Origin of the sequence: Leptolyngbya sp. FACHB-261 (assembly GCF_014696065.1) — a bacterium.
GTDB lineage: Bacteria > Cyanobacteriota > Cyanobacteriia > FACHB-261 > FACHB-261 > FACHB-261.
On record NZ_JACJPL010000032.1, the window covers coordinates 58,787 to 80,375 of the forward strand.

Consider the following 21,589-nt stretch of genomic DNA (forward strand, 5'->3'; position numbering starts at 1 on the left):
ATTAGTTACGGAAAAATCCGCCTAGAAAGCCATCAACATTGCTGCCCTTGGCTCGATCACCCTTTAACCGAGCTAGCTTCTCCAGCAATTCTCGCTCCTCAGCATTGAGCCGAGTTGGGATTTCTACCTGAATAGTCAAGCGGTGATCACCACGACTAACTGGATTACCCAAGCGAGGCACGCCACGGTTTTCGAGGGTCAATACCGTGCCAGGTTGCGTCCCTGCTGGGATTAGGATTTCTTCCTTACCATCCACAGTATCAATACGCACACGCGCTCCTAAAATCGCATTCAGGTAGCTGATCTTGACTTCGGAGACAATATCAATGCCATCCCGCTGAAACTCAGAGTCAGCCTGTACAAACAGATAAACGTACAGGTCACCTGGCGGTCCCCCTCGCTCACCCGCATCCCCTTCTCCTGAAACGCGGAGCCGGGTGCCGCTATCAACGCCTGCAGGAATCGTGATTTTGAGTTTTTTTGTGATTTGAGTCTGACCCGAGCCACCACAGGTATCACACTTGTCCTCAATTACCTGTCCAGAACCATTACAGGTAGGGCAAACTGAAACCTGAGTAAAACTACCAAACGGCGTCCGAGTAGCTCGCCGCACTTGCCCAGATCCTGTACAGGTTGTACAGGTACGAGGACGAGTTCCAGATTTAGCACCCGAGCCACTACAAGTTGTACAGGTTTCTAAATGGCTAATGCGAATCTGCTTTTCACCACCGAAGACTGCCTCGCGGAAATCTAGCTTCAAATCAAAGCGGAGATCATCTCCTCGCGCAGGACCACTACGCCGCCTTGCTGTACTTGCCCCAGTTGGTCCACCACCAGAAAAGCCACTGAAGAAGCTTTCGAAGATATCAGCAAAGCCGCCGATATCACTAAAATCTTGAAAGCCGCCAGCCCCTGCTGCCGCACCACCCAGGCCAGCCTCGCCAAAGCGATCATAGCGGCTACGGGTCTCTGGTTCCGAGAGAACTTCGTAAGCGCGATTGATCTCTTTGAAGCGTTCTTCTGCTCCAGACTCCTTGTTGACGTCAGGATGATATTTGCGAGCTAGACGACGATAGGCTCGTTTGATCTCTTCTTTGTCAGCGTCTCGCGCGACGCCCAGGATCTCATAGTAATCACGGGCCATAGAGCAGTGGCAGATTGGGGCTAGGTTGACGGTGAACTTCTCGGCTCTTCTCTAGTTTACGCCGCGCCTTCTCTAGTCTACGGCTTCGTAATCAGCAGTCAAAGTGTCTTCGTCATCGTAGTCGCTGCTGTAATCCCCTTCTCCAGGTGCAGTACCAGGGCCTCCGTTAGTGGCGGGACCACCGTTACCTAAACCACTTGAGCTAGAACGCTGATATACTTCTGCGCCAATTGCAAACAGCGCTTGCTGCAGAGCATCCAGCTTGCCCTTAACTTCTTCAAGGCTGGAACTCCGGTTGTTCAAAGCTACCTTCAGATCTGCCGCCTTTTGATCAGCCTCATATTTACGAGCGTCCGTGATCAGATCTCCGTTCTCCCGAATTGTAGATTCATAGCTGTAGAACAGAGCATCCGCCTGATTTTTTAGCTCAACTAGTTGCTTGCGTTTACGGTCATCATCGGCAAAGGCTTCGGCCTCTCGCCGCATCCGTTCTACCTCATCAGGTGAGAGACCACCGGTGTTACTAATGCGGATACGCTGCTCTCGACCTGTACCTTTATCTTGGGCAGAAACGTTGAGAATCCCGTTGGCATCAATATCAAAAGACACTTCAATCTGAGGAACACCTCGGGGTGCTGGAGGAATCCCAGAAAGCTGGAACTTGCCCAAGGTTTTGTTGTCTTGGGCCATCGTCCGTTCGCCCTGTAGGACGTGGATCTCTACAACGCTCTGGCCGTCAGTTGCTGTTGAGAAGATCTGTGACTTGCTAGTTGGGATCGTGGTGTTGCGATCAATAATTCGGGTAAAGACCTCGCCTAGAGTTTCGATCCCCAGCGATAAGGGAGTGACATCTAGCAGCAGTAAATCTTTGACCTCGCCACCCAAAACCCCAGCCTGAATGGCCGCACCAAGGGCAACGGCTTCATCAGGGTTCACTGATTTATCTGGAGCCCTACCCCCAAAGAACTTGCGAATTGCATCCTGAACTCCTGGCATTCGAGTCGAACCACCTACTAAGATGATTCGATTGATATCATCAGGTTGCAATTCAGCATCTTTAAGAGCTTGAGCCGTAGGCTCCAAAGTGCCCTCAATCAGATGGTTCACCAACTCCTCAAACTTGGCGCGGGTTAACTCCGTCTCCAGATGCTTTGGCCCAGAATCATCCGCTGTAATGAAGGGCAAATTAATCGAGGTTGCCAGGGTGCTAGAAAGTTCGATCTTGGCCTTCTCTGCCGCCTCTTTTAGGCGTTGAATAGCCATTTTGTCTTGACTAAGATCGATGCCGTTACCTTGCTGAAAGTTCTCAATCATCCAGCGTACTAAGCAGTCATCGAAATCATCGCCCCCCAAGTGGTTATTACCTGAAGTAGCTTTGACCTCGAAAACTCCTTCGCCTAGCTCCAAAATTGACACATCAAAGGTTCCACCCCCCAAGTCGAAGACTAGTACCTTCTGGTCAATCTTCTGCTTATCCAATCCGTAGGACAGAGCTGCAGCTGTAGGCTCATTGATGATGCGCAGCACCTCGAGTCCTGCAATTGTGCCGGCATCTTTAGTGGCTTGACGCTGTGCATCGCTAAAGTAAGCGGGAACCGTAATTACAGCTTGAGTAACAGGCTCACCTAGATAGCTCTCCGCATCCTGCTTGAGCTTTTGCAGAATCATGGCAGAGATCTCCTGAGGCGTGTATTCACGGCTGCGGATCTCTACATTGACAGTCTCATCGCGACCTCGCACTGCCTTGTAAGGGACTCGAGCCCGCTCCACTTCCGTATCCTGCCACCGTCGCCCAATGAAGCGCTTGATGCTGAATACAGTATTCTCTGCATTAGTTACAGCCTGTCGCTTAGCAAGCTGACCTATCAACCGGTCGCCGCTGCGAGTGAAGCCAACCATGCTTGGAGTCGTTCGTCCACCTTCCGAGTTGGAAATGACGACAGGCTGACCGCCTTCAAGCACTGCTACACAGCTGTTTGTGGTTCCTAGGTCGATCCCGATGACTTTACCCATATCCAGCGACCGGTGAGCGCCTCAAGTGAGCGACGTTTTGGTTCAGTCAGTCCTCAATGGCTTTCACCCTCTACACTCGTCCATCTACAACCTGTAGAGTAGGGACAAATTTAGGGGCTACTCGTGCAATAGCCTAGAGGAATTACTGAGTGGAGCGAGTTCAGCTTACCCTTCCGCAGCGCTTTCGCCTTCACCCGAGGTTATCACGGGCTCTGGAGGAGCAGCAACTTTGACCAAGGCATGGCGAAGCACCCGCTCTCCTAATAGGTATCCCCGTTGGAACTCGTCAATCACTACATCTTCTGGATATTGATCGGTTGCCTCTCGCATGACGGCTTCGTGCAGGTTAGGGTCGAAGACTTCACCAACAGGGCGCATTGGGGCAACACCAATGCGCTTGAGGCAATCAACTAGCTGTTTATATACGCTTTGGTAGCTAGTGTGGATGGTCTTCTCGCCATCTGTTTTGGGCTTAATTTGAGAACGAGCACGGTCAAAATTATCAACAACAGGTAGGAGCTCTAGGATGGTATCGCCCTTGATCTTTTGCTCCTGTTCTTCTTTCTCTCGTTGAGTGCGCTTACGAAAGTTCTCGAAATCAGCAGCTAAGCGGGTCCGCTGCTCTGTTGCATCCTTGAGTTGAGCTTGCAGCGTCTCAATCTGCTGACTAAGTTCGGTAATCAGCGCTGCCGCCTCTGCTGCGCCTTGCCCATCTGCTTCACTGTCTTCTGGGAGGTCTTCTAACAACGTCCCTAGCCCCTCGATAGGGTCATCAGCCGCATTATCAGGAATAGACTCTACCCCCACTGTTTGCTCGGTTGGCGAATCAGCTGGCTTGACATCAGTGTCTGGGCTACCTGGTTCAAATTCACTCATGGCCTCACTTCCGTGCTCTCTGGCCCCATGTTGGCTCGATTGTGGGAACTGATCCTCTTCCTCAATCATCGTAAGTTCGCAGATCTAAATTCTGATAGTTTCTGGAAAGCTCTGCTTTAGTCCACACTCCCCGCAGTTTAGGGGCGTTTTCAACCTTCAGTGGGTTAAGTCAGGTTAACACACCCCCTGGTCTGGGGCACATGACAAAGCCAGCTGAGCATGAAGGTTATCATCTTCTCCAGAACCTTCACAGGTTCAGTAGGTGCATCAGAGTCACGTTGATTGGGAATAATTGGGACAAACTCTCTTGCGCTGGCCATGACGAATCCTTCATCCAAGCCCCGCACCGCTCTAATTGTCCAGCAGAGCTTCTCGCCCTTCGGCAATAAGCTGGTTCAATCTGGTTACATCGACAATGATCGGATGCGCCAGGCTCTCATGGAAAGCCGCAGGAGCAAACGCCCTCTGCTGGATGTACTTGAAAGCATTACAGGCCAGCAGTTGCCTCCAGATCTACTGCGGCAATACAAGCGTCAGCAGCTCTTCGAGCTCAAGATCCTCTACGGCGTTGATTCTCTTGATCCGGAAATTGATCAAGCTAAAATGTCCGGCAGCCAGGTCAGCGCGCTCATTAGCACGCCGGACAATCCTCAAGGGTTAATCCCCATCGATTTCTGTCGTTTACACCAGCTTGTGCCGCTCTCTAGGACGGAGAGCAATGCGTTGGTAGCGATGGTAGATCCAGATAACCTCGGTGCCCTTGATGAGTTAAATCGTCTACTGCGAACCCAGAGCTTGACTCTGCAACGCATGGTGGTCACGGTTGAAGATTTCCAGCAGATTTTTGACCGTTACTTAGACGAGCAAGCTCAGAAGCAGAAGCAAATCGAAGTTAAAACCGATGACTTAGACTTCGATACGCTGGAAGAAGGGTCTGATGGCTCACTTGATGAACCTGAATCGTTAGAGGCTGCGCTTAACGATGCTGAAGCTGCCCCGATCATCGCTTTGGTTAACAAAATTTTGGCTAAAGCCCTAAGCGAGGACGTCTCAGACATTCACATTGAGCCACAGGAAGAATCACTACGCATCCGCTACCGCAAAGATGGGGTGCTCCGTGAGGCCTTTGATGCTCTGCCTAAGAAGATTATTCCAGCGGTTACCTCTCGCTTCAAAATCATCTCCAACTTAGACATTGCCGAGCGTCGTCAACCTCAGGACGGCCGCATCCAACGAGTCTTTCAAAGCCGTAAAGTTGACTTTCGAGTCAGTACCCTACCTTCTCGCTACGGTGAGAAGATTGTGTTGCGGATTCTAGATAACTCTGCAACTCAACTCGGTCTTCAAAACCTGATCTCCGATCCGGAGAGTCTGGAGACTGTGCAGCAGATGGTGAGCCGACCCTTCGGTTTGATCCTGGTGACAGGACCCACTGGATCTGGTAAAACCACCACTTTGTACTCCGCGCTACAGGAGCGCAATGACCCTGGTGTCAACATCAGCACTGCTGAGGATCCCATCGAGTACACTCTGCCCGGTCTAACCCAGGTACAGGTGCTGCGTGAGAAGGGTATGGATTTTGCCAAAATCCTGCGAGCTTTTCTGCGGCAAGATCCAGATGTGATTTTGGTGGGTGAAACCCGAGACCGGGAGACGGCCAAGACAGCCATTGAAGCTGCACTAACAGGTCACTTAGTGCTTACGACGCTGCACACAAACGACGCAGCTAGTGCCATTGCTCGTCTTGAGGAGATGGGCGTCGAGTCTTTCATGGTATCTAGTTCGCTGATTGGGGTACTAGCGCAGCGGCTAGTACGTCGAGTTTGTGGGGAGTGTCGCATCCCATATACTCCATCAATCGATGAGTTGGGCCGCTTTGGTCTGTCTGCCTCACGTCATGCTGAGTTGACCTTCTACAAAGCTAATACTCTACTGCCAGAGGCTGTGCAGGAAGTAAAAGCCCGAGGAGGCACCATCTGCACCAAATGTGGTGGTAGTGGCTACAAAGGCCGTTGTGGGGTGTATGAGGTCATGCGAGTGACTGAGGATTTGCAAGCCCTGATCACTGAAGGGGCACCCACTGAACGCATTAAGGAAGTTGCGGTTGAGCAGGGCATGAAAACGCTGCTATCCTACAGCCTCGATTTAGTTCGTCAGGGGCTAACGACACTAGATGAAGTTGAGCGGGTAACCTTCACAGATACGGGACTAGAAGCTGAACTGAAGGCTAAACGCAAGAGTTCGTTGACCTGCCGTTGTTGTGGAGCAGAATCTAAGCCGGAGTGGCTCGATTGCCCCTACTGCACCACACCTCGCTTTGCAGATAACTAAGCCTGGTTAGGTGCACCACTGGTCGCACCCCTACCTGATTACTACCCAAGCTTTCGGCAGATTTTCTACCTATCACACGGAGCGCTAAGCCCATGGCTATGGACTACATGATCGAAGACCTGATGGAAGAATGCGTCGAGAAGGGCGGCTCTGACATTCACATTTCCACCAGTCTTCCCCCCTATATCCGTATCAGTGGTCATCTAACCCCAACGGACCGGGATCCGCTGACGGCTGAGGAATGCCAACGGCTGATCTTCTCGATGCTCAACAACACTCAGCGCAAGAACTTAGAGCAGAACTGGGAGTTGGATTGTTCCTATGGGGTGCGTGGCTTAGCTCGCTTCCGGGTGAATGTTTACAAGGACCGGGGCACCTATGCTGCCTGTTTGCGAGCGCTATCTTCCAAGATTCCAGATATGGAATTGCTGGGGATGCCAGATGTAGTACGCGAGATGTCAGAGAAGCCTAGAGGTTTGATCCTGGTGACCGGACCCACCGGTTCAGGTAAGTCAACAACGCTGGCGTCGATGCTCAATAACATCAATAAAACTCGGGCCGAGCACATTCTGACCATTGAAGACCCGATCGAATTCGTGTACGAACCGATCAAGAGTCTGGTCCACCAACGTCAGGTCGGAGAGGACACTAAGAGTTTTGCCAACGCTCTACGCGCCGCCTTACGGGAAGACCCAGATGTCATTCTGGTTGGCGAAATGCGGGATTTGGAAACCATTCAGTTAGCTATTTCAGCAGCAGAAACGGGTCACTTGGTTTTCGGTACCTTGCACACCAGTTCTGCGGCGCAAACGGTTGACCGTATGGTGGACGTTTTTCCGCCAGAGCAACAGATGCAGGTGCGTGTACAGTTGTCCAACTCGCTGGTGGCAGTGTTTTCCCAGACTCTGGTTCCCAGGCTGAACCCCAAACCCGGAGAATACGGTCGGATTATGGCCCAGGAAATCATGATTGTGACCCCTGCAATCTCAAACCTGATTCGGGAGGGTAAGACCTCGCAGATGTACTCCATGATTCAGACTGGCGCTAAGCTGGGCATGCAAACCCTGGAAAAGGTGCTGGCAGACCTTTACAAAGCCAAGAAGATTTCGTTTGACTCAGCCATGTCCAAGACTTCTCGGCCTGACGAACTACAACGGATGCTGGGCGGTGCAATGCCGACTGATTCGAAGGCTGGGCAGGGTACCTCCAAGCCACCCGTACGAGCTTAGGCTCAGGAATTGTATTGCGTTGCTTAGCCAGTCTGAGCGCTGGCTAACCCCTAATTTCTCCGCTAGCTATGGTATCAGCGGTCCTCTGTAGGACGTACACCTTGATTAGTTCTTCTCTATCCACCGAAACTCGGGTTGTGACCTATGCCCACCTATGTCGCTCGTGCCCGCGATTCTCAGGGCAACTCTACCAAGCAACGCGTCGTCGCTGAGTCTGCCAGTGAAGCACGCAGCGTATTACGTGAGCGGGGCCTTTATGTGTTGGACCTTAAGCAAGCACAGGCTTTTGACCCCAGCACTTTTGACTTGGCTCAGATCGGTACAGCGATGGCCAAGATCACGGTCAAAGACAAGGCCGTTTTCTCCCGTCAGTTTGCTGCGCTGGTGAATGCAGGCGTTTCCATGGTGCGGGGGCTTGGCGTTCTAGCAGAGCAGTGTGAGAACCCCAAGCTTAAAGGCTGCCTAGTCGAGATTCGTTCGGATGTAGAGCAGGGCAGTAATCTCTCAGACTCAATGCGCAAGCATCCGGAGGCGTTTGATGGTTTGTACTGCAGCATGGTTCAAGCAGGCGAGGTCGGCGGTGTACTAGATGAAGTGCTCAACCGTCTGTCTAAGCTTTTAGAAGACCAAGCCCGCTTGCAGAACCAGATCAAGTCAGCCATGGCTTACCCAACCACTGTGGGTACACTGGCGGTTCTAATTTTTATTGGAATGGTGGTATTCATTCTGCCAACCTTTGCTGGTGTGTTTAAGCAGTTGGGCGGCGAACTGCCAGCGTTTACCCAATTCATGATGAACATCAGCGTATTCTTAAGAACGCCACAGTATTCTGTGGGGCTGATTCTCGTCCTGTTCGGTCTGAGCATCGTTTACAGGCGTTACTACAATACGCGCGTAGGCCGGGAAACCATTGACCGTTTGACCCTTAAGCTACCTCTGTTTGGTGACTTAATTCAAAAAACGGCTGTGGCTCGCTTCTGCCGTACCTTTGGCGCCCTATCGGGCGCAGGGGTACCGATTCTGACGGCCCTTGAGATTGTGCGCGACACCTCAGGCAACCAAGTGATCGCCAACGCAATCGATGAAGCCCGTCGCTCAATCAAGGAAGGCGGCATGATCAGCCTTGCTATTCAGAAAGAGCAGGTCTTTCCGGTCATGGCAGTACAAATGATCAACATCGGTGAGGAAACAGGCGAACTGGACAAGATGCTTTTGAAGGTAGCTGATTTCTACGATGATGAAATTGAGCAAACAGTGAAAGCTCTCACCAGCATTATGGAACCAATAATGATTGCCGTACTGGGCGGTATGGTCGGCTCCATTCTGGTAGCAATGTACTTACCGATGTTCAAGATCTTCGACTTGATGGGCTAAGCGAAGTGGAAGTGGGGTTGGGGCGCATACAATCTAGGGCGGTGAGAGTGAACCTGCTGCCCTAACTGTGACCGATTTCTCTCCTGGTGAGACCGTACGTTTGGTGTTGATCGAGAGTGATGCGATCTTCCTCTTAGGTCTACGCACTCTCTTTAATCAAGTCGCTGGTTTCGAGGTAATTGCCGAAACCAGCGACTTGGCGCTTTTACCGCCTTTAGGCGAACTGGTTGCCGATCTGGCAATTCTGGGAGCAGGCGACCAAGCAGTTCTGACCTGTGAAGAGTTGCGCAGCCGCTATCCTGATTTGCCCATTTTGCTTTTGAGTGACGCTCCAACTCAGCCGCGTGTACGTCAGTTAGTTCAGGGCCAATGCTCTAAGGGAACTGACCCTGGCAGACTGCTTAGAGTGGCGCAACAAGTTGCACGAGGACAAACTTGGTGGGATCTGCCCCTATCTGTTTCAGAACTCGCACCTGCGTCAAGCCAGCGGAAAGGTGGTTGGTTAGCCACAACAGTTCAATCTTGGCGGTCTGGTTTGCTGACTAGCAGCAGTTTGACTCAGTTACAGGCTGAGTTGGATCGCTTGGAAGCCAAGCTACGCTCTACGAATTTATCAGTGCCGCAGCGCTTATTTTTGCAGGGTCGTATGCGAGAATTGCGAGCTTCTCGACGGTTGATTCAATCTATTTTAGGCACGCTCAGCCCTGCTGCGAAGCCTCCCACCCTGCCTTCGTCTCCATCCACGCCCTTGGTCATCCAGCCGCCAGCAAGCCTGCAAGTTGCTACTCCGGTGTCGCTGTTTGAGCGCGTATTTCTACGCTTTCAAAGGAGTAACCTCACAAATTGCACTGGAACACCATTAGAGCTGGATATTCTGCGCGAGGATAAACAGCGAGAATTGCTCTTAACTGTTCTAGGAACTCTAGAAAACACTGTCCGTGAACTTCCAGCCAACCTAAGATTGACTGACTTAGAACAGAAACGCTCACGGCTACTATTAGCAGTTTGGCGCGAGTCAACCCGCAACTTCTTTGGGCGGTACTATAGCCTACCGCGTCAGGAACTGAATTATGAAGTCACGGAAACACTGCTGCTATCAGCAGAGCGAGTCGAGCGAGAGAACCTCAACCAGATACCATTAGTGCCAGAGCTGTTAGCCCACTTAGTTCTGCGAACTGGTTTCAACATTGATAACCGAGCTTACGCTTACAACGAGCCAATTGCTCAGCAGCGGGCAGAAGTACTATTACAAAATTTGGTACTGCACTTGGCTTGTGCAGTAATTGCTCCTTTGTTGAACCAGTTCGCTCATGAGCCAGAGATCAAACGAGAATTCTACGGACGACAGCTAGTCACGACTCGTGACATTGAGCGCTTTCGCAATCGCTTGACTTGGCGCTATCGTCTTGAAAAGTATTTTGTAGAACCGCGTAATCTGTTTGAGAGCAGTCTGCCGTTATTAGTAGTTGAACCAATTGGTATCGAGTGCTTTAAGATTTATTCGCCTCGTGACCAGGAGCTTAATCAACTCTCTGGATTGGGGGCTACAGTTACGCTTGCGCTAGAAACCTGGGATGCTGTGGGACCTGGTGTACGGGCTGTTATAACCTTCGTTGGCAATGGCGTGATTTATGTGCTCACGATTCTCGGTAAAGGCTTGGGTTTAGTCGGCAAAGGCATTCTTCAAGGCATCGGCGACTCTTTACGTAATTCAGAATCTAACTCACGCAAAAATAGCTAATCCTAGTAGAGGGCTTAAGCCTTCAATTAGGCTCTGCTGCCAAGGGCGACGGGTTGACGCTCAGGTTTCGCTGCATTTTCTAGACTAGATCTACGCTCTAATGACTGCAGTTGAGCAGCCAAATGCATATCTGCCCATACTCGGTATTGAGAGGATGATACCGTAATCATCACTTGGCCGCCTTGATGCGCCAACTTACAGCCTAGATTGTAAGCCCCGGCTCGTTTCTGCATCTCGAACGAGCAGACAAGCCAATACAGCTGGTTACCATGAGACATTCCCCCCTGCATTTTGCCCTCATGATAGAAGCTAAATGGACGGACTAGTTGCTCAGGGATAACGGTTGGCAGCATGTTCGACTCGCGAGAGATTAGAGAACCAAATTAAGCCTTGATTACTCAAAGCCATGGTAATTTTGCTGGTCAATTAGAAGTGGTGGCTCCAGACCACTACTAGTCGTCTACTAACAACTTATCAGGGCAAACTACGGTTCGGCTCCGTAGGGTTGCTATTTTTGCTGCCCTCAGTACCCAGAACACCTGCGGAAAATACAGGTTCATCCATTGTTGAAAGTTCTTTTACAATTCCTTTAAAAACTCGAACTAGGTGAATTTGCTAATCCCCGCTCTATTTTTTTTGAAGCAATTACAAGAGCAAGCAGTTCCCACAGCTTAAAGCCGGTGAGAATGCGGAGAGAAACACAAGAAATTCAGCTCCCAAGTTCAGAGGTCCGCAAGCTAGCCCAATTGATGTGCTAACTTCCCAGCTTACAGGCTTCAACTGCTAGGGCAAACTCTAAGCCCAATTTCAAGGCGTTGAGGGCAGACGAGAGAAAGGTGTTTCTCAAGCCTAGAAAGTTCGCATGGACAATCCAGTTAATCAACTCAGTAGAGATTACGATTCCCAAAGCAACGAACTCATCCAAAAAAGAGCGTGCCCCAGTCAGCGCGGGTATGTTGTGCCCTAAAAAAGCTCCCAACAACAGCGACAGCAGCAGCACCAGTAGACGCCGCCAAGGATTGCGAAAGATGCCCTCCAAATAATCTAGGAGAGCATCAACAAGCGTGCTGAGACGGGTGTCTTGGGTCACGGGATCCTAAGAGCGCATGGCGATGCACTCAATCTCTACCGCCACATCCTTGGGCAAACGGGCAACCTGAACGCAGGAGCGAGCTGGGGCCGTTTCCTCAGGAAAATACTGCTTATAGACCCCGTTCATTGCATTGAATTGCTCCATGTCGGCCAGAAAAACCGTCGTCTTCACCACGTCTGCTAATGAAGCACCCGCAGCACTCAAGACCGCCTTGAGATTGTCCAGCACTCGAGTGGTTTGAGTGGTGATGTCACCATTGACTAACTGCCCAGTCGCTGGGTCAAGCGGGATCTGACCCGATAGAAACAGCATTCTACCGGTTGCCTCAATGGCTTGGCTATAAGGCCCAACTGGAGCAGGGGCATTGGCAGTAAAGACGACTTCGCGAGACATACACACTCAGGATCTACTTTTTCTTTTTCCGCCCAGCAGTCGCATCTACCGTCTCTAGCTCTGAGAGTCGGAAGCTGATCATTTTGGTCCAGTTACCGCCGCCGAAGATAACGGCAGCGTGACCATCAGTAACGCGCTGCACTAGCCCTTCGAAGCCGTAGTAGGTGTCACCCAGGTTGGTGACCCGAACAGCGGAGCCGGGCATGATTATTTTCCCATCCATGATCGTCATTCTCGTTTCTTTGCCTATTGTGTAGCCTACTCCCAAAAATCCAGCTGGGTTCAGTTCGAGTTCAATCTGCATCCAGCCACCTCAAAGCAGCCTGTCGCATAGTTGCTGTAGGTGCAGTTCGCTCTGTCCACCAGGTTAACGCTGCCGCTCCCTGCTGAACTAGCATCTCCAATCCATCCTGGATCGACAGGCCACGCTGCTGAGCCTGGTGTAGCAACTGAGTTGGGCGCGGCGTGTAGATCAGGTCATAGACTAGGGCCGTCTGAGTTTGGTCTAACTCTGAGGCAGTCAGCGGCGTAGCGTCAGTGTGTGGGTGCATGCCGATTGGCGTCGTATTCACTAGCAAACTGGCTTGAGGCAACAGCGATTTTAAATCTGCCCAGACACAAGTTCTCAAAGTTTTGGGGGGCAAGGTCTTGGAGCCAGACCAGCTCGCTGCAAACTGGCTGAGCTTGCCAGCATCACGGCCCACCACCCAAATTTCGTCAAAACCCAGCTCCCCGCAGCCAGCAACCACGGCCCGTGCTGCACCGCCGTTGCCTAAAATCACAGCTACCGCTCCCAACCAACTCTGCTGTCGCAACGGAGCAATGAAGCCTTCAACATCTGTATTGGTGCCGCTCCAGCCTGCCGAGGTGCGCTTAACTGTGTTGACTGCCCCCACAGCCTGAGCTAGGGGTGAAATCTCGCTCAAGTAGGACAAAATTGCTTGCTTGTGAGGAATGGTTACATTGAAGCCGCGTAGGCCTATGGCTTCAAAACCTTCAACAGCCTTCTTTAAGTGCTCGGGTGCAACAGGGAAAGGCACGTACGCCCAATTCAATCCCAATTCCGTTAGGGCAGCATTGTGCATGGCGGGCGACAGCGAGTGCTCTACGGGATGACCCACAATGCCTAACAGTGCAGTTTTGCCAGTGATCATGAGGTTACTTTAGGAAGTTGAGTGGAAATATGACCAGGCTCGGTTGAAATTACCCTGCATAAGAGCTGCCACGCCCGACAGCGTACGAACCTCTGGCAGTTGGGGAGACAAGTTGCGGGCTATGACCAACGCGCGTTCGGCAGCTCTGGGATGAAAGTCATAGAGGTTTACAAATGCCAAATAGGTATAGGCATAGGGATTGCGGGGTGAGAGCCGGACAACCCGCTCGAATGCCTTGATTGCCTCAGGGGCCCGACGTTGCAACACACGAGCCAGGGCCAATTGATAGGCCAAAGCCAAGTTTTGAGGCTCTTGCTGCAATCGATAGGCGGCAGCAAGGGCTGCTTGATTCACGTAATCCTGGTTCGGGTCGTATTGGCTGATGCGAGCGATTGCCGTAAAAATAGGCTCTAACCTTCCTCTAGGTAACTGGGCAGCCAGAGCGCGAAATTGAGTGACTAGATCAGGGGCTGGCGAGTTGGCAACAGCGGGCGCAGTAGCATCCACACGGATTTGAATAGGAGGTAACTTCAGACGTTCAAGCCAAGTTCCTTGTCGGTTCAGGTAGGTTGCACTCAGGGTATAATTGCCAGCCGCTAAGCGTTTCGGAACCTGTAGGCCAAGCGTTTCTTGAATCTCGTAGCTACCCCGGCGCTCACCATATAGTCGCCCTAGCCCAAGGCTATGATCCTGAAGCAAACGGGCCTGGTTAGCACCCTGCCACTCCAGTAGCATTAGACCTGACTTTAAATCTGACCAAGGTCCTCGCCAACGATAAGTCACAGGCACGATACTGCCGGGCGGCACGCGATCAGGCAGCACAACGTCAACCAGTTGAACAGAGCTAACAGCCTGAGGCAGAGGCATTACCCGCACAGTTGGCTGTTTACGTTGAAAAAGCTTGAGCTGGCTCTGGTCGGGCAGAGACCAGGTTTGCATGACCCGGAAAGCTGGGTCAGCCTCTAATGTTTTGACCACGAGCGGGTAGGCGTCGCGGACAGAACCTGGATCCCCTGTTTTGGTGACTAACCAGTCAAGAGCTTTCAGATCCGGTTGAATATAAGCAGCTTGAACCCCCACTTGGCGTCCGTAAACCTGAAAATCAGCAAGCGCGCCATAGTAGCTAACATTGCCCTGATTGAGACCGGGCAGGCTGGGTAAAACACCAATATTGGCACTGAGATAGGGCTCTGCCTGAGCCACCGCTGCAACCACTGACGCTGGAGGCCAGCCACCTTTAAGGTCAGGCCAATGTCGTGCGCCAGGACTTAAGACTCCAGCTAACCAGCCTCCCCCAATTGGAAACAGATTAGTGAGCATTAACCAGCTTGCTAACGCCAAGGTTCCCCAACGAGCAATTCGCCCGAGAAGAGCCCGGGGCCACAAGCTCAGACCATAGGCCAGCAACACGATTAGCAGCGGCAGATAGGGCAGAATGTAGCGACTGTCCTTGTTAACCACCACGGAACACAGCAAATACGCGCCAGCCCAACACCCCCCTAACCAGGTGAGAGAACGTCTCTGCTGTGAGCTCGGCCAAGCCCGCCAAATATAGAGCAACAGGCCAACTAGAGGGACCAGCAGTAGCGGCCAGGACAGGGCCCGGGGCAAATTAGCTGCGTAGTAGGTCCAGGCGGCCAGCGCGTTCAGAGGTGGATCACCCTCTAAAGCGGCAGACTCTATAACGGCGCGATTGCTAGAAGTCAAAATCAGCAACCAGTTGGTGCGATACCAAGGCCACAAGACTAAGCCCACGGTGCATAAGCTGATCAACCATTGCCCAAACCGTCCCCAAGCACGTTGGGTCAGTGACTCTAAGCCTAACCACAACAGCGGTACCAGCAAAAATAGCAAAGCGGTTTGCTTACAGAGCAAGGCTAGACCGATACTGATCCCACTCGCCAAGGTCCAGTCCCAACGCTGAGCCAGTTTATGGGTATCACGCCAGCGAGTCAGGTAATACAGGGCCAGAGTGACTAGCGCTGTCGTCGGATAGTCCAGCAGAAATTCGGTTCGAGCAGTGTACAGATGTGGGGTTAGCCAGACCAGAACCGCAGCCCACAGTCCAACTGTTGAGCTGAACAGATGCTGACCCAGACTGTACACTGCCCACATCAAGATGAGCCCAAACAGCAGGTTTACAAGCGTTGCCTGGTCAATACCGGTGCCAAATAGGGCATAGAACGGAGCGGTCAGAATATACAGCAGAGGCGGATACTTGGGCGAGGCCATCCAGAACTCGCGCCACCAGGCTCCAGAGGTGATTTCAGCTCGCCCCAGTAGGCTCCAATAAGTCATGGAGCCATTAAAGTGCTCAGATGGATCCCAGGATGGTACTGACTGATCCAACCAGAACCATAGACGTTCGGTCAGCATCCCGAGCAAGCCAATGCCAAGCAGCAGCCAAAAGTCCCGCTTTGCTTGAGGAATCTGCTTCCAAGTTGGCCAGTGTTTACTCTGGTCTTTGTACCTGCGGCGGCCAACAAACAGGTGATCAAGCCACTGCATTACTCCATCCCCCACAGCACACACTCAAAAGCTGCTCACTTCCTGCACATTCTAGGACTGTGAGAGGCAGAGTCCGCTAGAGGATAGGAACGAGGCCAAGGGGCATCAGGCAGTAGGGGTTAACAAGGAATTCTGAAGCCGCCCTGAACTCACTTGGGCAAGTCGCTCCTGCAACCAGGTTTCGTATAGCTCATTCAGTAGACGCTGACCCATGCTCGCATCCAATTGGGCAGGCAGCAGTTTTTCTAGGCGCACCAGCACGAACCACTCCCCCAATCGGGTTGGTGGCCAGAGCTGTCCCGGTTGGCCAGAGCTGAGCATTTGCGCCAGGGACGGGTGAGGTGTGCTGAGTTCGGCAGGACCGATGAGCCCTCCGGTTTGAGCTTCTGGTCCCTGCGAATATTCGCGTGCCAGATCCGCGAAGGCCTGTTCCCTTTCTTGAATACGGAAGTACAATTCCTGAGCGATGCCCAGATCCTTAACCCGAAGTAAGGAGTAGATAACTCGGTCAAGCTGAGGCTTCCGGTGCACAAAGTAGGACTCTAGCTTGGTTCCCCAAATTGCCTGTTTGAACTTCTCGATCCGCAAGCTCCGAATAGCCAAGGCTTCTAGCTGGCTTGGCGTCATGCCATAGCGTTTCAGCCAAACTTCACGGCTCGCCTCTGAAGTGATTTGGTTCTGCTCAGCAAACTGTTGGCAAGCCAAAGCTGTCTCTTCAGGTGTGCAAGAGAAAGGCTCGATGGCCTGATCGATCACGATTTCTCTTAGCAGGCGAGGCAACATCTGGTAGCTCGCCAGCAATGGCACAATCTCTTCAGCAGTAACGGTACGGCTATTGACTTGTAGGACAGGGGTCATTGCTAAGGGATGGACGGGGACGGGCACGGGAGTTGCGAACATCACTCAGCACCCTGAGTTCCCAAACCTGGGGTTACTCTAAGGGCCACTAAGCTGAGACTAGCAAATTAGCAGCTAGGCAGCTATGGGAGAACTGCCTAGTTCTATAAAGTTTTCCCTTGGTTTCAGCTGGGTTTCAGCTAGGTTTCCTTTTGGTTATACCCAGGTTTCTACCTCAGTAGCTAAGCTGCTAGCCACCTATGAACTGGCAAACAGATTAAAGCTACAGTTGCCTCAGCCGGTCAGTCCCACATCTGCACACAAATCAGCGCACAAATTTGAAGCTATCAGTCTGGCGCGAGAACAGATCAGTGAAGATGCTTAGTACAGTACGCTTACGCAAACGGATGTTAGCACTCACCGACATCCCTGATTGCAGGGAGACATCGCGCCCATTGATCGAGAGTGACTGCTTCTCTAACTGAACTTTGGCAGGGAAGCTGTAAAAATTACGAATCTGATCTGGAGGCAGGGCATCGGAACCAATCCAGACTAATTTCCCTTTAACATCTCCAAACTCGCTGAAGGGGAAAGAGTCAATGCGAACATCAGCATCCATACCCTCATGCACAAAACCAATGTCTCGATTGGTAATGTAGACCTTTGCTGTCAGCGCGTCGGCAGGCACAATCTTAAGAACCGGCTCACTGGAATTGGTAACAAAGCCAGGGGTATGGGCTTTGAGATCGAAGACAGTGCCATCAACTGGAGCGCGCAATTCTTGATAACGCAGGGTCAATTGGGCCTGGCTGAGTTGGCTATCAATTTCAGCAATCCGTTTATCGTTCTCAACAATTGCTTTGGTTAATTGACTATCAATTTCGGCGAGGCGTTTTTCGTTGTCGGAGATTTTAGTCAGCAGATCCTTCGTAGAGAGGGCTGTGGTATTAGTTCGCTTTTCCTTCGCTCCAGCTAGAGCGAACTGGAGGCGTTGTTGTTCGTCGGTGAGGCGGTCCACCTCTGCTTGGCGAGTCCGCACTTCCTGTTGCTGCCGCACATACTGAACCCGTGAAATACCGCCTTGCTCCACCAGAGGCTCAAGGTCTGTCAAGATCTTTTGATTCATTTTCAAAACATCTCGAGCGCTGTTGAGCTGTCCCCGGTTCTGAATTAATTGGCTCTGGGCTTGACTGACTTCTGATTCAGCTGAAGCGACCCGAGAGTTTGATTCAGCTTGACTGGATTGCAGGAAGGCCTGTTGCTCAGGCGTAAAATCACTGCCCTTGGAAGAGCCAGCTAGTTGGGCTCGGTACAGCCGATTCTCGGCATTCAAAGCGACCCGGCTTTTCGTCAATGACACTAGCTCAGGGGGCAGCTTGAGCCGTCGCGCTTCCTGCTCAGCCATCGCCAGAGAGCCTGAGCCCCCCATCTGTGACCGATAATAGGCATTCTCTTGAGTTAAGGCGTTGCGAATTTTGTTAGAGGATGACTGCTGCGCCTCGGCAACTGTGGGATCTAGAGTGAGCAACAAATCCCCTTTCTTCACTTTCTGGCCATCTTCAACCAGGATGCCTGAGACAACACCCCCGACAGGTGCTTGTATCTCTTTGACTGCACCTGTCGGCTCAAGCTTGCCTGCAGCCGGAACCGCTTCTTCAATCTGGGCAACGCTCGCCCAGATCAGCACAGAGGCTGTAACACCCATCAGTACCCAGGCGATACCCCGAGACCAATTGGGTGATTGCTGCAAAATTACAGTTCGGTCGAAACTCGGAGGAGCTTTTTTCGCCGGTTTAGCAGTCCCATTAGGGGTAAGGACTTGCTTAGAGTTGGAGCCGTTTTGCTGATCCATCATCTTAGAGAAATTGGCTAAAGGAATCTGCTGACCAGGAATTAATCAAAGTTGTGCTTCTTGCTGCTGGTAGAGACAGTAATAGCGCCCTCTAAGTGCCATTAATTCTTCATGGGAGCCCTGCTCTACCACAGCTCCCTGATCCATCATCAGAATCACATCGGCATTTTTGATTGTGGTTAACCGGTGCGTAATGAAAAATACGGTGCGGTCACGGGAGGCTTCAGCTAAGTTCAGACAAACTTGCCGTTCAGCATGGTAGTCCAACGCGCTAGTCGCCTCGTCTAGAACCAGCAGACGGGGGTTCTGTAGAACGGTTCGAGCAATTGCAATCCGCTGCCTTTGTCCCCCCGATAGCGCTGAGCCACGCTCACCCACACGAGTGTTGTAACCATTGGGCAAGGACATGATGAAATCGTGAGCGAAAGCAATTCTTGCTGCTTCGATAATCTCTTCTGAGGTGGCGTCAGGATTGGTCAGGGCAATGTTGTCCTGAATCGTGCCATCAAATAGCAGAGTGTCCTGCAAAACCATGCCGACTTGGCGACGCAGTGAGTAGAGTTCTACCTTACTAATATCGTAGCCATCGATTAGAATGCGGCCCGAGTTCGGCTCATAAAGCCTCTGCAAAAGCTTCATTAACGTGCTCTTACCAGATCCACTTTGGCCAACAATGCCAACGAAAACCCCGGCAGGAAACTCAACGTTGATGTTAATCAGTTGTGGGGCGCCAGTATTGTTAAAGCGGAAGGAAACATCCTCGTACTTAACCGCCCCCTGAATTGAGGGCATGGGAATGTTGCGTCGGTCTAATTCATCCGCCTCTTGGGGCGTGTCGATAATGTCGCTCAGACGCTCTAGAGACAGCGCAGTTTCCTGGAAGTTTTGCCACAGTTGAACCAATCGCAGCAGGGGACTGGTGGTGTAACCGGCGATAATGCGGAAGGCAATGAGCTGGCCCAGGGTCAGCTTGCCATCTAGCACCAAATAAGCGCCGACCCACAACAGCAGTAGGCCAGACAGTTTATTGAGAAAACCGCTAATTGAACTCGCTGTTGTAGAGGTCAAAACTGTTTGGAAACCGGCGCTAACGTAACGGGCATAGCGCTCCTGCCATTGCCAGCGCGAGCGTAGCTCAATATTTTGCGCTTTGACAGTTTGGATGCCAGACAGAACTTCTACTAAGTAAGACTGCGTTTCGGCATTACGCTCTGCTTTAGAGCGAAGTTGCTGACGCACAATGGGAGCCACCACCGCCGTCAACAGGGCGAATAGCGGCACCGTTGCTAAGGCCACAATCGTCAGCAACCAGCTGTAAATCACCATAACCACGATGTAGATCACCGAAAAAATGGCGTCTAGTACGACAGTCAACGCAGTACCGGTGAGAAACTGGCGGATGTTTTCTAGCTCGTTGATTCGGGTGCCCAATTCACCCACTGGTCGCCGTTCAAAGTAGCGCAGTGGCAGACGCAATAAGTGATCGATAATTTCCGAGCCCAAGGCTAGGTCAATACGGTTCGTTGTGTCTACAAACAAATAAGTTCGTAAAGCAGTCAGAACCGCCTCGAAAACTGCCATGAGTACCAGAATGACGCCCAATACATTCAGAGTACCTACGCTGTTCTGCACCAGAACCTTATCAATGATGATTTGCGTCATCAAAGGGTTAGCAAGGCCGAACAGTTGCACAAAGAAAGAGGCCAAAAGAACTTCCGACAGAACCCGACGATAGCGGTATAGAGACGGTAGAAACCAGCTCAAGCTAAAGCGCTTCTTCGGGGTGCTCTCGGTGACTTTGAGCAGCAGGACTTCGCCTTCCTCACCCCAGTTGCGCAAAAACTCCGCCGTTTTAGGTCGTCGCAACCCTGTTTCCGGCGAGGCTAGCACGACTTCTTTTTCACTGACTTCGTAGAGAATCGCAAAGCTATCCTGCCAGCGAACTAGGGCTGGAGTTTGCAGACGACTAATGGCCGAGGCAGGCACATTAGCTAGTTGAGCATTCAAGCCAATTAGCTCAGCGACACCGCCGCAAAGTTGTAGGGAAACGCTGCCCGATCGCTCCATCTGGTTGACAACAACCTTGCGGATCATATCCCGGCGGAAAGGCAAACCCAGGTGCAGACAGAGCATCTGAAAGCAAGCCAGAGTCGCGTCTAGAGGTCCCCGACCATGAATGTATGGGTACTTGGCTGGCTTACCAGAAGCTTCGATTTCTGGCTCCGGTGGTCGATCTGGAGCGAAGGGAATATCTGTATCCGCATCTAAAACCAGGCCATTGCCACTACTGGAATAGCCTTGGGAATTAGACGGAGGGCTAGGATTCAGGAACTGATTAGGCTCTTGGAAGCCAATGAGCCGAACCGGACCAGAGGTGTGGTCTCTGAGAGACTGAAACGCATCAGGAGCTACGCGGCTACCGACTGGATACTGAGTCAGATTGCTACTGCTGACTAACCACAAGCGATCGGGATCCAACTGCCTGAGTGATCCCTGTTCAGCTGTCAGGTTTAGCGTGAGAGCTTCTGGAAAGATCCGCAGGGTCAGAGCTTTGAGATCGGCAGTGCCATCAGCACGCCGCTGCAACTCTGCTCCTAACAGATCAAAGACCTCAACCAGGCCGCAGTGCTCACAGAAGGCTTTAGCGAGCAGCGGCTCTTCAGACAGCAATGCTAGAAAATCTGCTGCGGGTAGCGTGAGACAAACCGTTTCTGTTGAGGCAATGGCCGTCTCGCAAGGGACCCCTCGTACTAACCCAACCCAGCCCAATACTTCGCCAGGCCCCAATAATTTCAAGGTGCTGGGAGCCTGAAGCCGAGGGTCATAGCCCAAGAGCCGCGCCTGCCCTTGATAAAGGATTGAAACTTGAGTGGGCATCTTTTCCCGCACCAGGATCGCCTGACCCATGCGGTAGCGCAGTAATTGAAAGCGTTCTGATAAGCGGTTCAGAACCGCAGAGGGCAGTTGACCAAAGGTCGGCAGTTCTGCCAGAAATTCTTGAACTGTGGTTGGAGTGTAGGTCATTGGGGGCGCAATGCCTCAGA

At 51.9% G+C, this 21,589-nt stretch carries 16 protein-coding genes; 4 read left to right on the forward strand and 12 right to left on the reverse strand.

Annotated features, from left to right (window positions below; translation table 11 throughout):
- Position 1: 1 nt before the first annotated feature.
- The 3 genes from dnaJ to grpE all read right to left on the reverse strand — a co-directional run bounded on the left by dnaJ (position 2) and on the right by grpE (position 4,033).
- The gene (gene dnaJ / locus H6F94_RS30250) at positions 2–1,144 is read right to left on the reverse strand and encodes a molecular chaperone DnaJ (RefSeq protein ID WP_190806020.1); all 1,143 of its coding nucleotides are present in this window, start codon (positions 1,142–1,144) and stop codon (positions 2–4) included.
- 72 nt (positions 1,145–1,216) lie between these two features.
- Entirely contained in the window at positions 1,217–3,157 is a 1,941-nt protein-coding gene (gene dnaK, locus H6F94_RS30255; protein ID WP_190806021.1) for a molecular chaperone DnaK, read from the reverse strand.
- 165 nt (positions 3,158–3,322) lie between these two features.
- Complete coding sequence (grpE, locus tag H6F94_RS30260) at positions 3,323–4,033, reverse strand: nucleotide exchange factor GrpE (RefSeq protein ID WP_199320758.1); 711 nt, start codon at positions 4,031–4,033, stop codon at positions 3,323–3,325.
- A gap of 318 nt (positions 4,034–4,351) precedes the next feature.
- Between grpE and H6F94_RS30265 the strand changes: the two genes are divergently transcribed.
- From H6F94_RS30265 to H6F94_RS30280, 4 genes are all read left to right on the forward strand, one after another.
- Positions 4,352–6,364, forward strand: coding sequence for a GspE/PulE family protein (locus tag H6F94_RS30265; RefSeq protein WP_190806023.1), 2,013 nt, complete (start codon positions 4,352–4,354; stop codon positions 6,362–6,364).
- A gap of 92 nt (positions 6,365–6,456) precedes the next feature.
- Positions 6,457–7,593, forward strand: a complete 1,137-nt coding sequence (locus H6F94_RS30270; RefSeq protein WP_524537858.1) for a type IV pilus twitching motility protein PilT — start codon at positions 6,457–6,459, stop codon at positions 7,591–7,593.
- A gap of 144 nt (positions 7,594–7,737) precedes the next feature.
- Complete coding sequence (locus H6F94_RS30275; RefSeq protein WP_190806024.1) at positions 7,738–8,967, forward strand: type II secretion system F family protein; 1,230 nt, start codon at positions 7,738–7,740, stop codon at positions 8,965–8,967.
- Positions 8,968–9,034: 67 nt separating this feature from the next.
- Complete coding sequence (locus tag H6F94_RS30280; RefSeq protein ID WP_190806025.1) at positions 9,035–10,708, forward strand: DUF3685 domain-containing protein; 1,674 nt, start codon at positions 9,035–9,037, stop codon at positions 10,706–10,708.
- Between the two features lie 26 nt (positions 10,709–10,734).
- Here H6F94_RS30280 and H6F94_RS30285 read toward each other — a convergent pair whose 3' ends face one another.
- The 9 genes from H6F94_RS30285 to H6F94_RS30325 form a co-directional block, all read right to left on the reverse strand.
- Positions 10,735–11,061: a hypothetical protein gene (locus H6F94_RS30285; RefSeq protein ID WP_190806026.1), complete on the reverse strand. Its 327-nt coding sequence runs from the start codon at positions 11,059–11,061 to the stop codon at positions 10,735–10,737.
- A gap of 401 nt (positions 11,062–11,462) precedes the next feature.
- A complete protein-coding gene (locus tag H6F94_RS33385) occupies positions 11,463–11,798 on the reverse strand; it encodes a DUF565 domain-containing protein (protein WP_190806027.1) in 336 nt (111 codons plus the stop codon).
- A gap of 6 nt (positions 11,799–11,804) precedes the next feature.
- Positions 11,805–12,194: a RidA family protein gene (locus H6F94_RS30295; protein WP_190806028.1), complete on the reverse strand. Its 390-nt coding sequence runs from the start codon at positions 12,192–12,194 to the stop codon at positions 11,805–11,807.
- Positions 12,195–12,207: 13 nt separating this feature from the next.
- Positions 12,208–12,399, reverse strand: coding sequence for an NAD(P)H dehydrogenase subunit NdhS (locus tag H6F94_RS30300; protein ID WP_242041515.1), 192 nt, complete (start codon positions 12,397–12,399; stop codon positions 12,208–12,210).
- An 88-nt stretch (positions 12,400–12,487) separates the two neighbouring features.
- On the reverse strand, positions 12,488–13,348 hold the full coding sequence (locus H6F94_RS30305) for a shikimate dehydrogenase (protein WP_190806030.1): 861 nt from the start codon (positions 13,346–13,348) through the stop codon (positions 12,488–12,490).
- A gap of 9 nt (positions 13,349–13,357) precedes the next feature.
- Positions 13,358–15,856: a glycosyltransferase family 39 protein gene (locus H6F94_RS30310; RefSeq protein WP_190806031.1), complete on the reverse strand. Its 2,499-nt coding sequence runs from the start codon at positions 15,854–15,856 to the stop codon at positions 13,358–13,360.
- Between the two features lie 105 nt (positions 15,857–15,961).
- Complete coding sequence (locus H6F94_RS30315; protein WP_242041516.1) at positions 15,962–16,756, reverse strand: peptidylprolyl isomerase; 795 nt, start codon at positions 16,754–16,756, stop codon at positions 15,962–15,964.
- Positions 16,757–17,018: 262 nt separating this feature from the next.
- Positions 17,019–18,548 carry a beta-barrel domain-containing protein gene (locus H6F94_RS30320; protein WP_242041517.1) on the reverse strand — a complete coding sequence of 510 codons (1,530 nt, stop codon included), beginning with the start codon at positions 18,546–18,548 and terminating at the stop codon, positions 17,019–17,021.
- 42 nt (positions 18,549–18,590) lie between these two features.
- Positions 18,591–21,569 (reverse strand): peptidase domain-containing ABC transporter, encoded by a 2,979-nt coding sequence (locus tag H6F94_RS30325; protein WP_190806032.1) that lies wholly within the window; start codon positions 21,567–21,569, stop codon positions 18,591–18,593.
- Positions 21,570–21,589: the final 20 nt, after the last annotated feature.

Coding starts and splice junctions, on each gene's coding strand:
- H6F94_RS30270 (WP_524537858.1), top strand. CDS start 6,457: ATGGCTATGGACTACATGATCGAAGACCTGATGGAAGAATGCGTCGAG.
- H6F94_RS30275 (WP_190806024.1), top strand. CDS start 7,738: ATGCCCACCTATGTCGCTCGTGCCCGCGATTCTCAGGGCAACTCTACC.
- dnaK (WP_190806021.1), bottom strand. CDS start 3,157: ATGGGTAAAGTCATCGGGATCGACCTAGGAACCACAAACAGCTGTGTA.
- H6F94_RS30315 (WP_242041516.1), bottom strand. CDS start 16,756: ATGTTCGCAACTCCCGTGCCCGTCCCCGTCCATCCCTTAGCAATGACC.
- H6F94_RS30320 (WP_242041517.1), bottom strand. CDS start 18,548: ATGATGGATCAGCAAAACGGCTCCAACTCTAAGCAAGTCCTTACCCCT.
- H6F94_RS30285 (WP_190806026.1), bottom strand. CDS start 11,061: ATGCTGCCAACCGTTATCCCTGAGCAACTAGTCCGTCCATTTAGCTTC.
- H6F94_RS30295 (WP_190806028.1), bottom strand. CDS start 12,194: ATGTCTCGCGAAGTCGTCTTTACTGCCAATGCCCCTGCTCCAGTTGGG.
- dnaJ (WP_190806020.1), bottom strand. CDS start 1,144: ATGGCCCGTGATTACTATGAGATCCTGGGCGTCGCGCGAGACGCTGAC.
- grpE (WP_199320758.1), bottom strand. CDS start 4,033: ATGAGTGAATTTGAACCAGGTAGCCCAGACACTGATGTCAAGCCAGCT.
- H6F94_RS30325 (WP_190806032.1), bottom strand. CDS start 21,569: ATGACCTACACTCCAACCACAGTTCAAGAATTTCTGGCAGAACTGCCG.
- H6F94_RS30300 (WP_242041515.1), bottom strand. CDS start 12,399: ATGCCCGGCTCCGCTGTTCGGGTCACCAACCTGGGTGACACCTACTAC.
- H6F94_RS30265 (WP_190806023.1), top strand. CDS start 4,352: ATGACGAATCCTTCATCCAAGCCCCGCACCGCTCTAATTGTCCAGCAG.
- H6F94_RS30310 (WP_190806031.1), bottom strand. CDS start 15,856: ATGCAGTGGCTTGATCACCTGTTTGTTGGCCGCCGCAGGTACAAAGAC.
- H6F94_RS30305 (WP_190806030.1), bottom strand. CDS start 13,348: ATGATCACTGGCAAAACTGCACTGTTAGGCATTGTGGGTCATCCCGTA.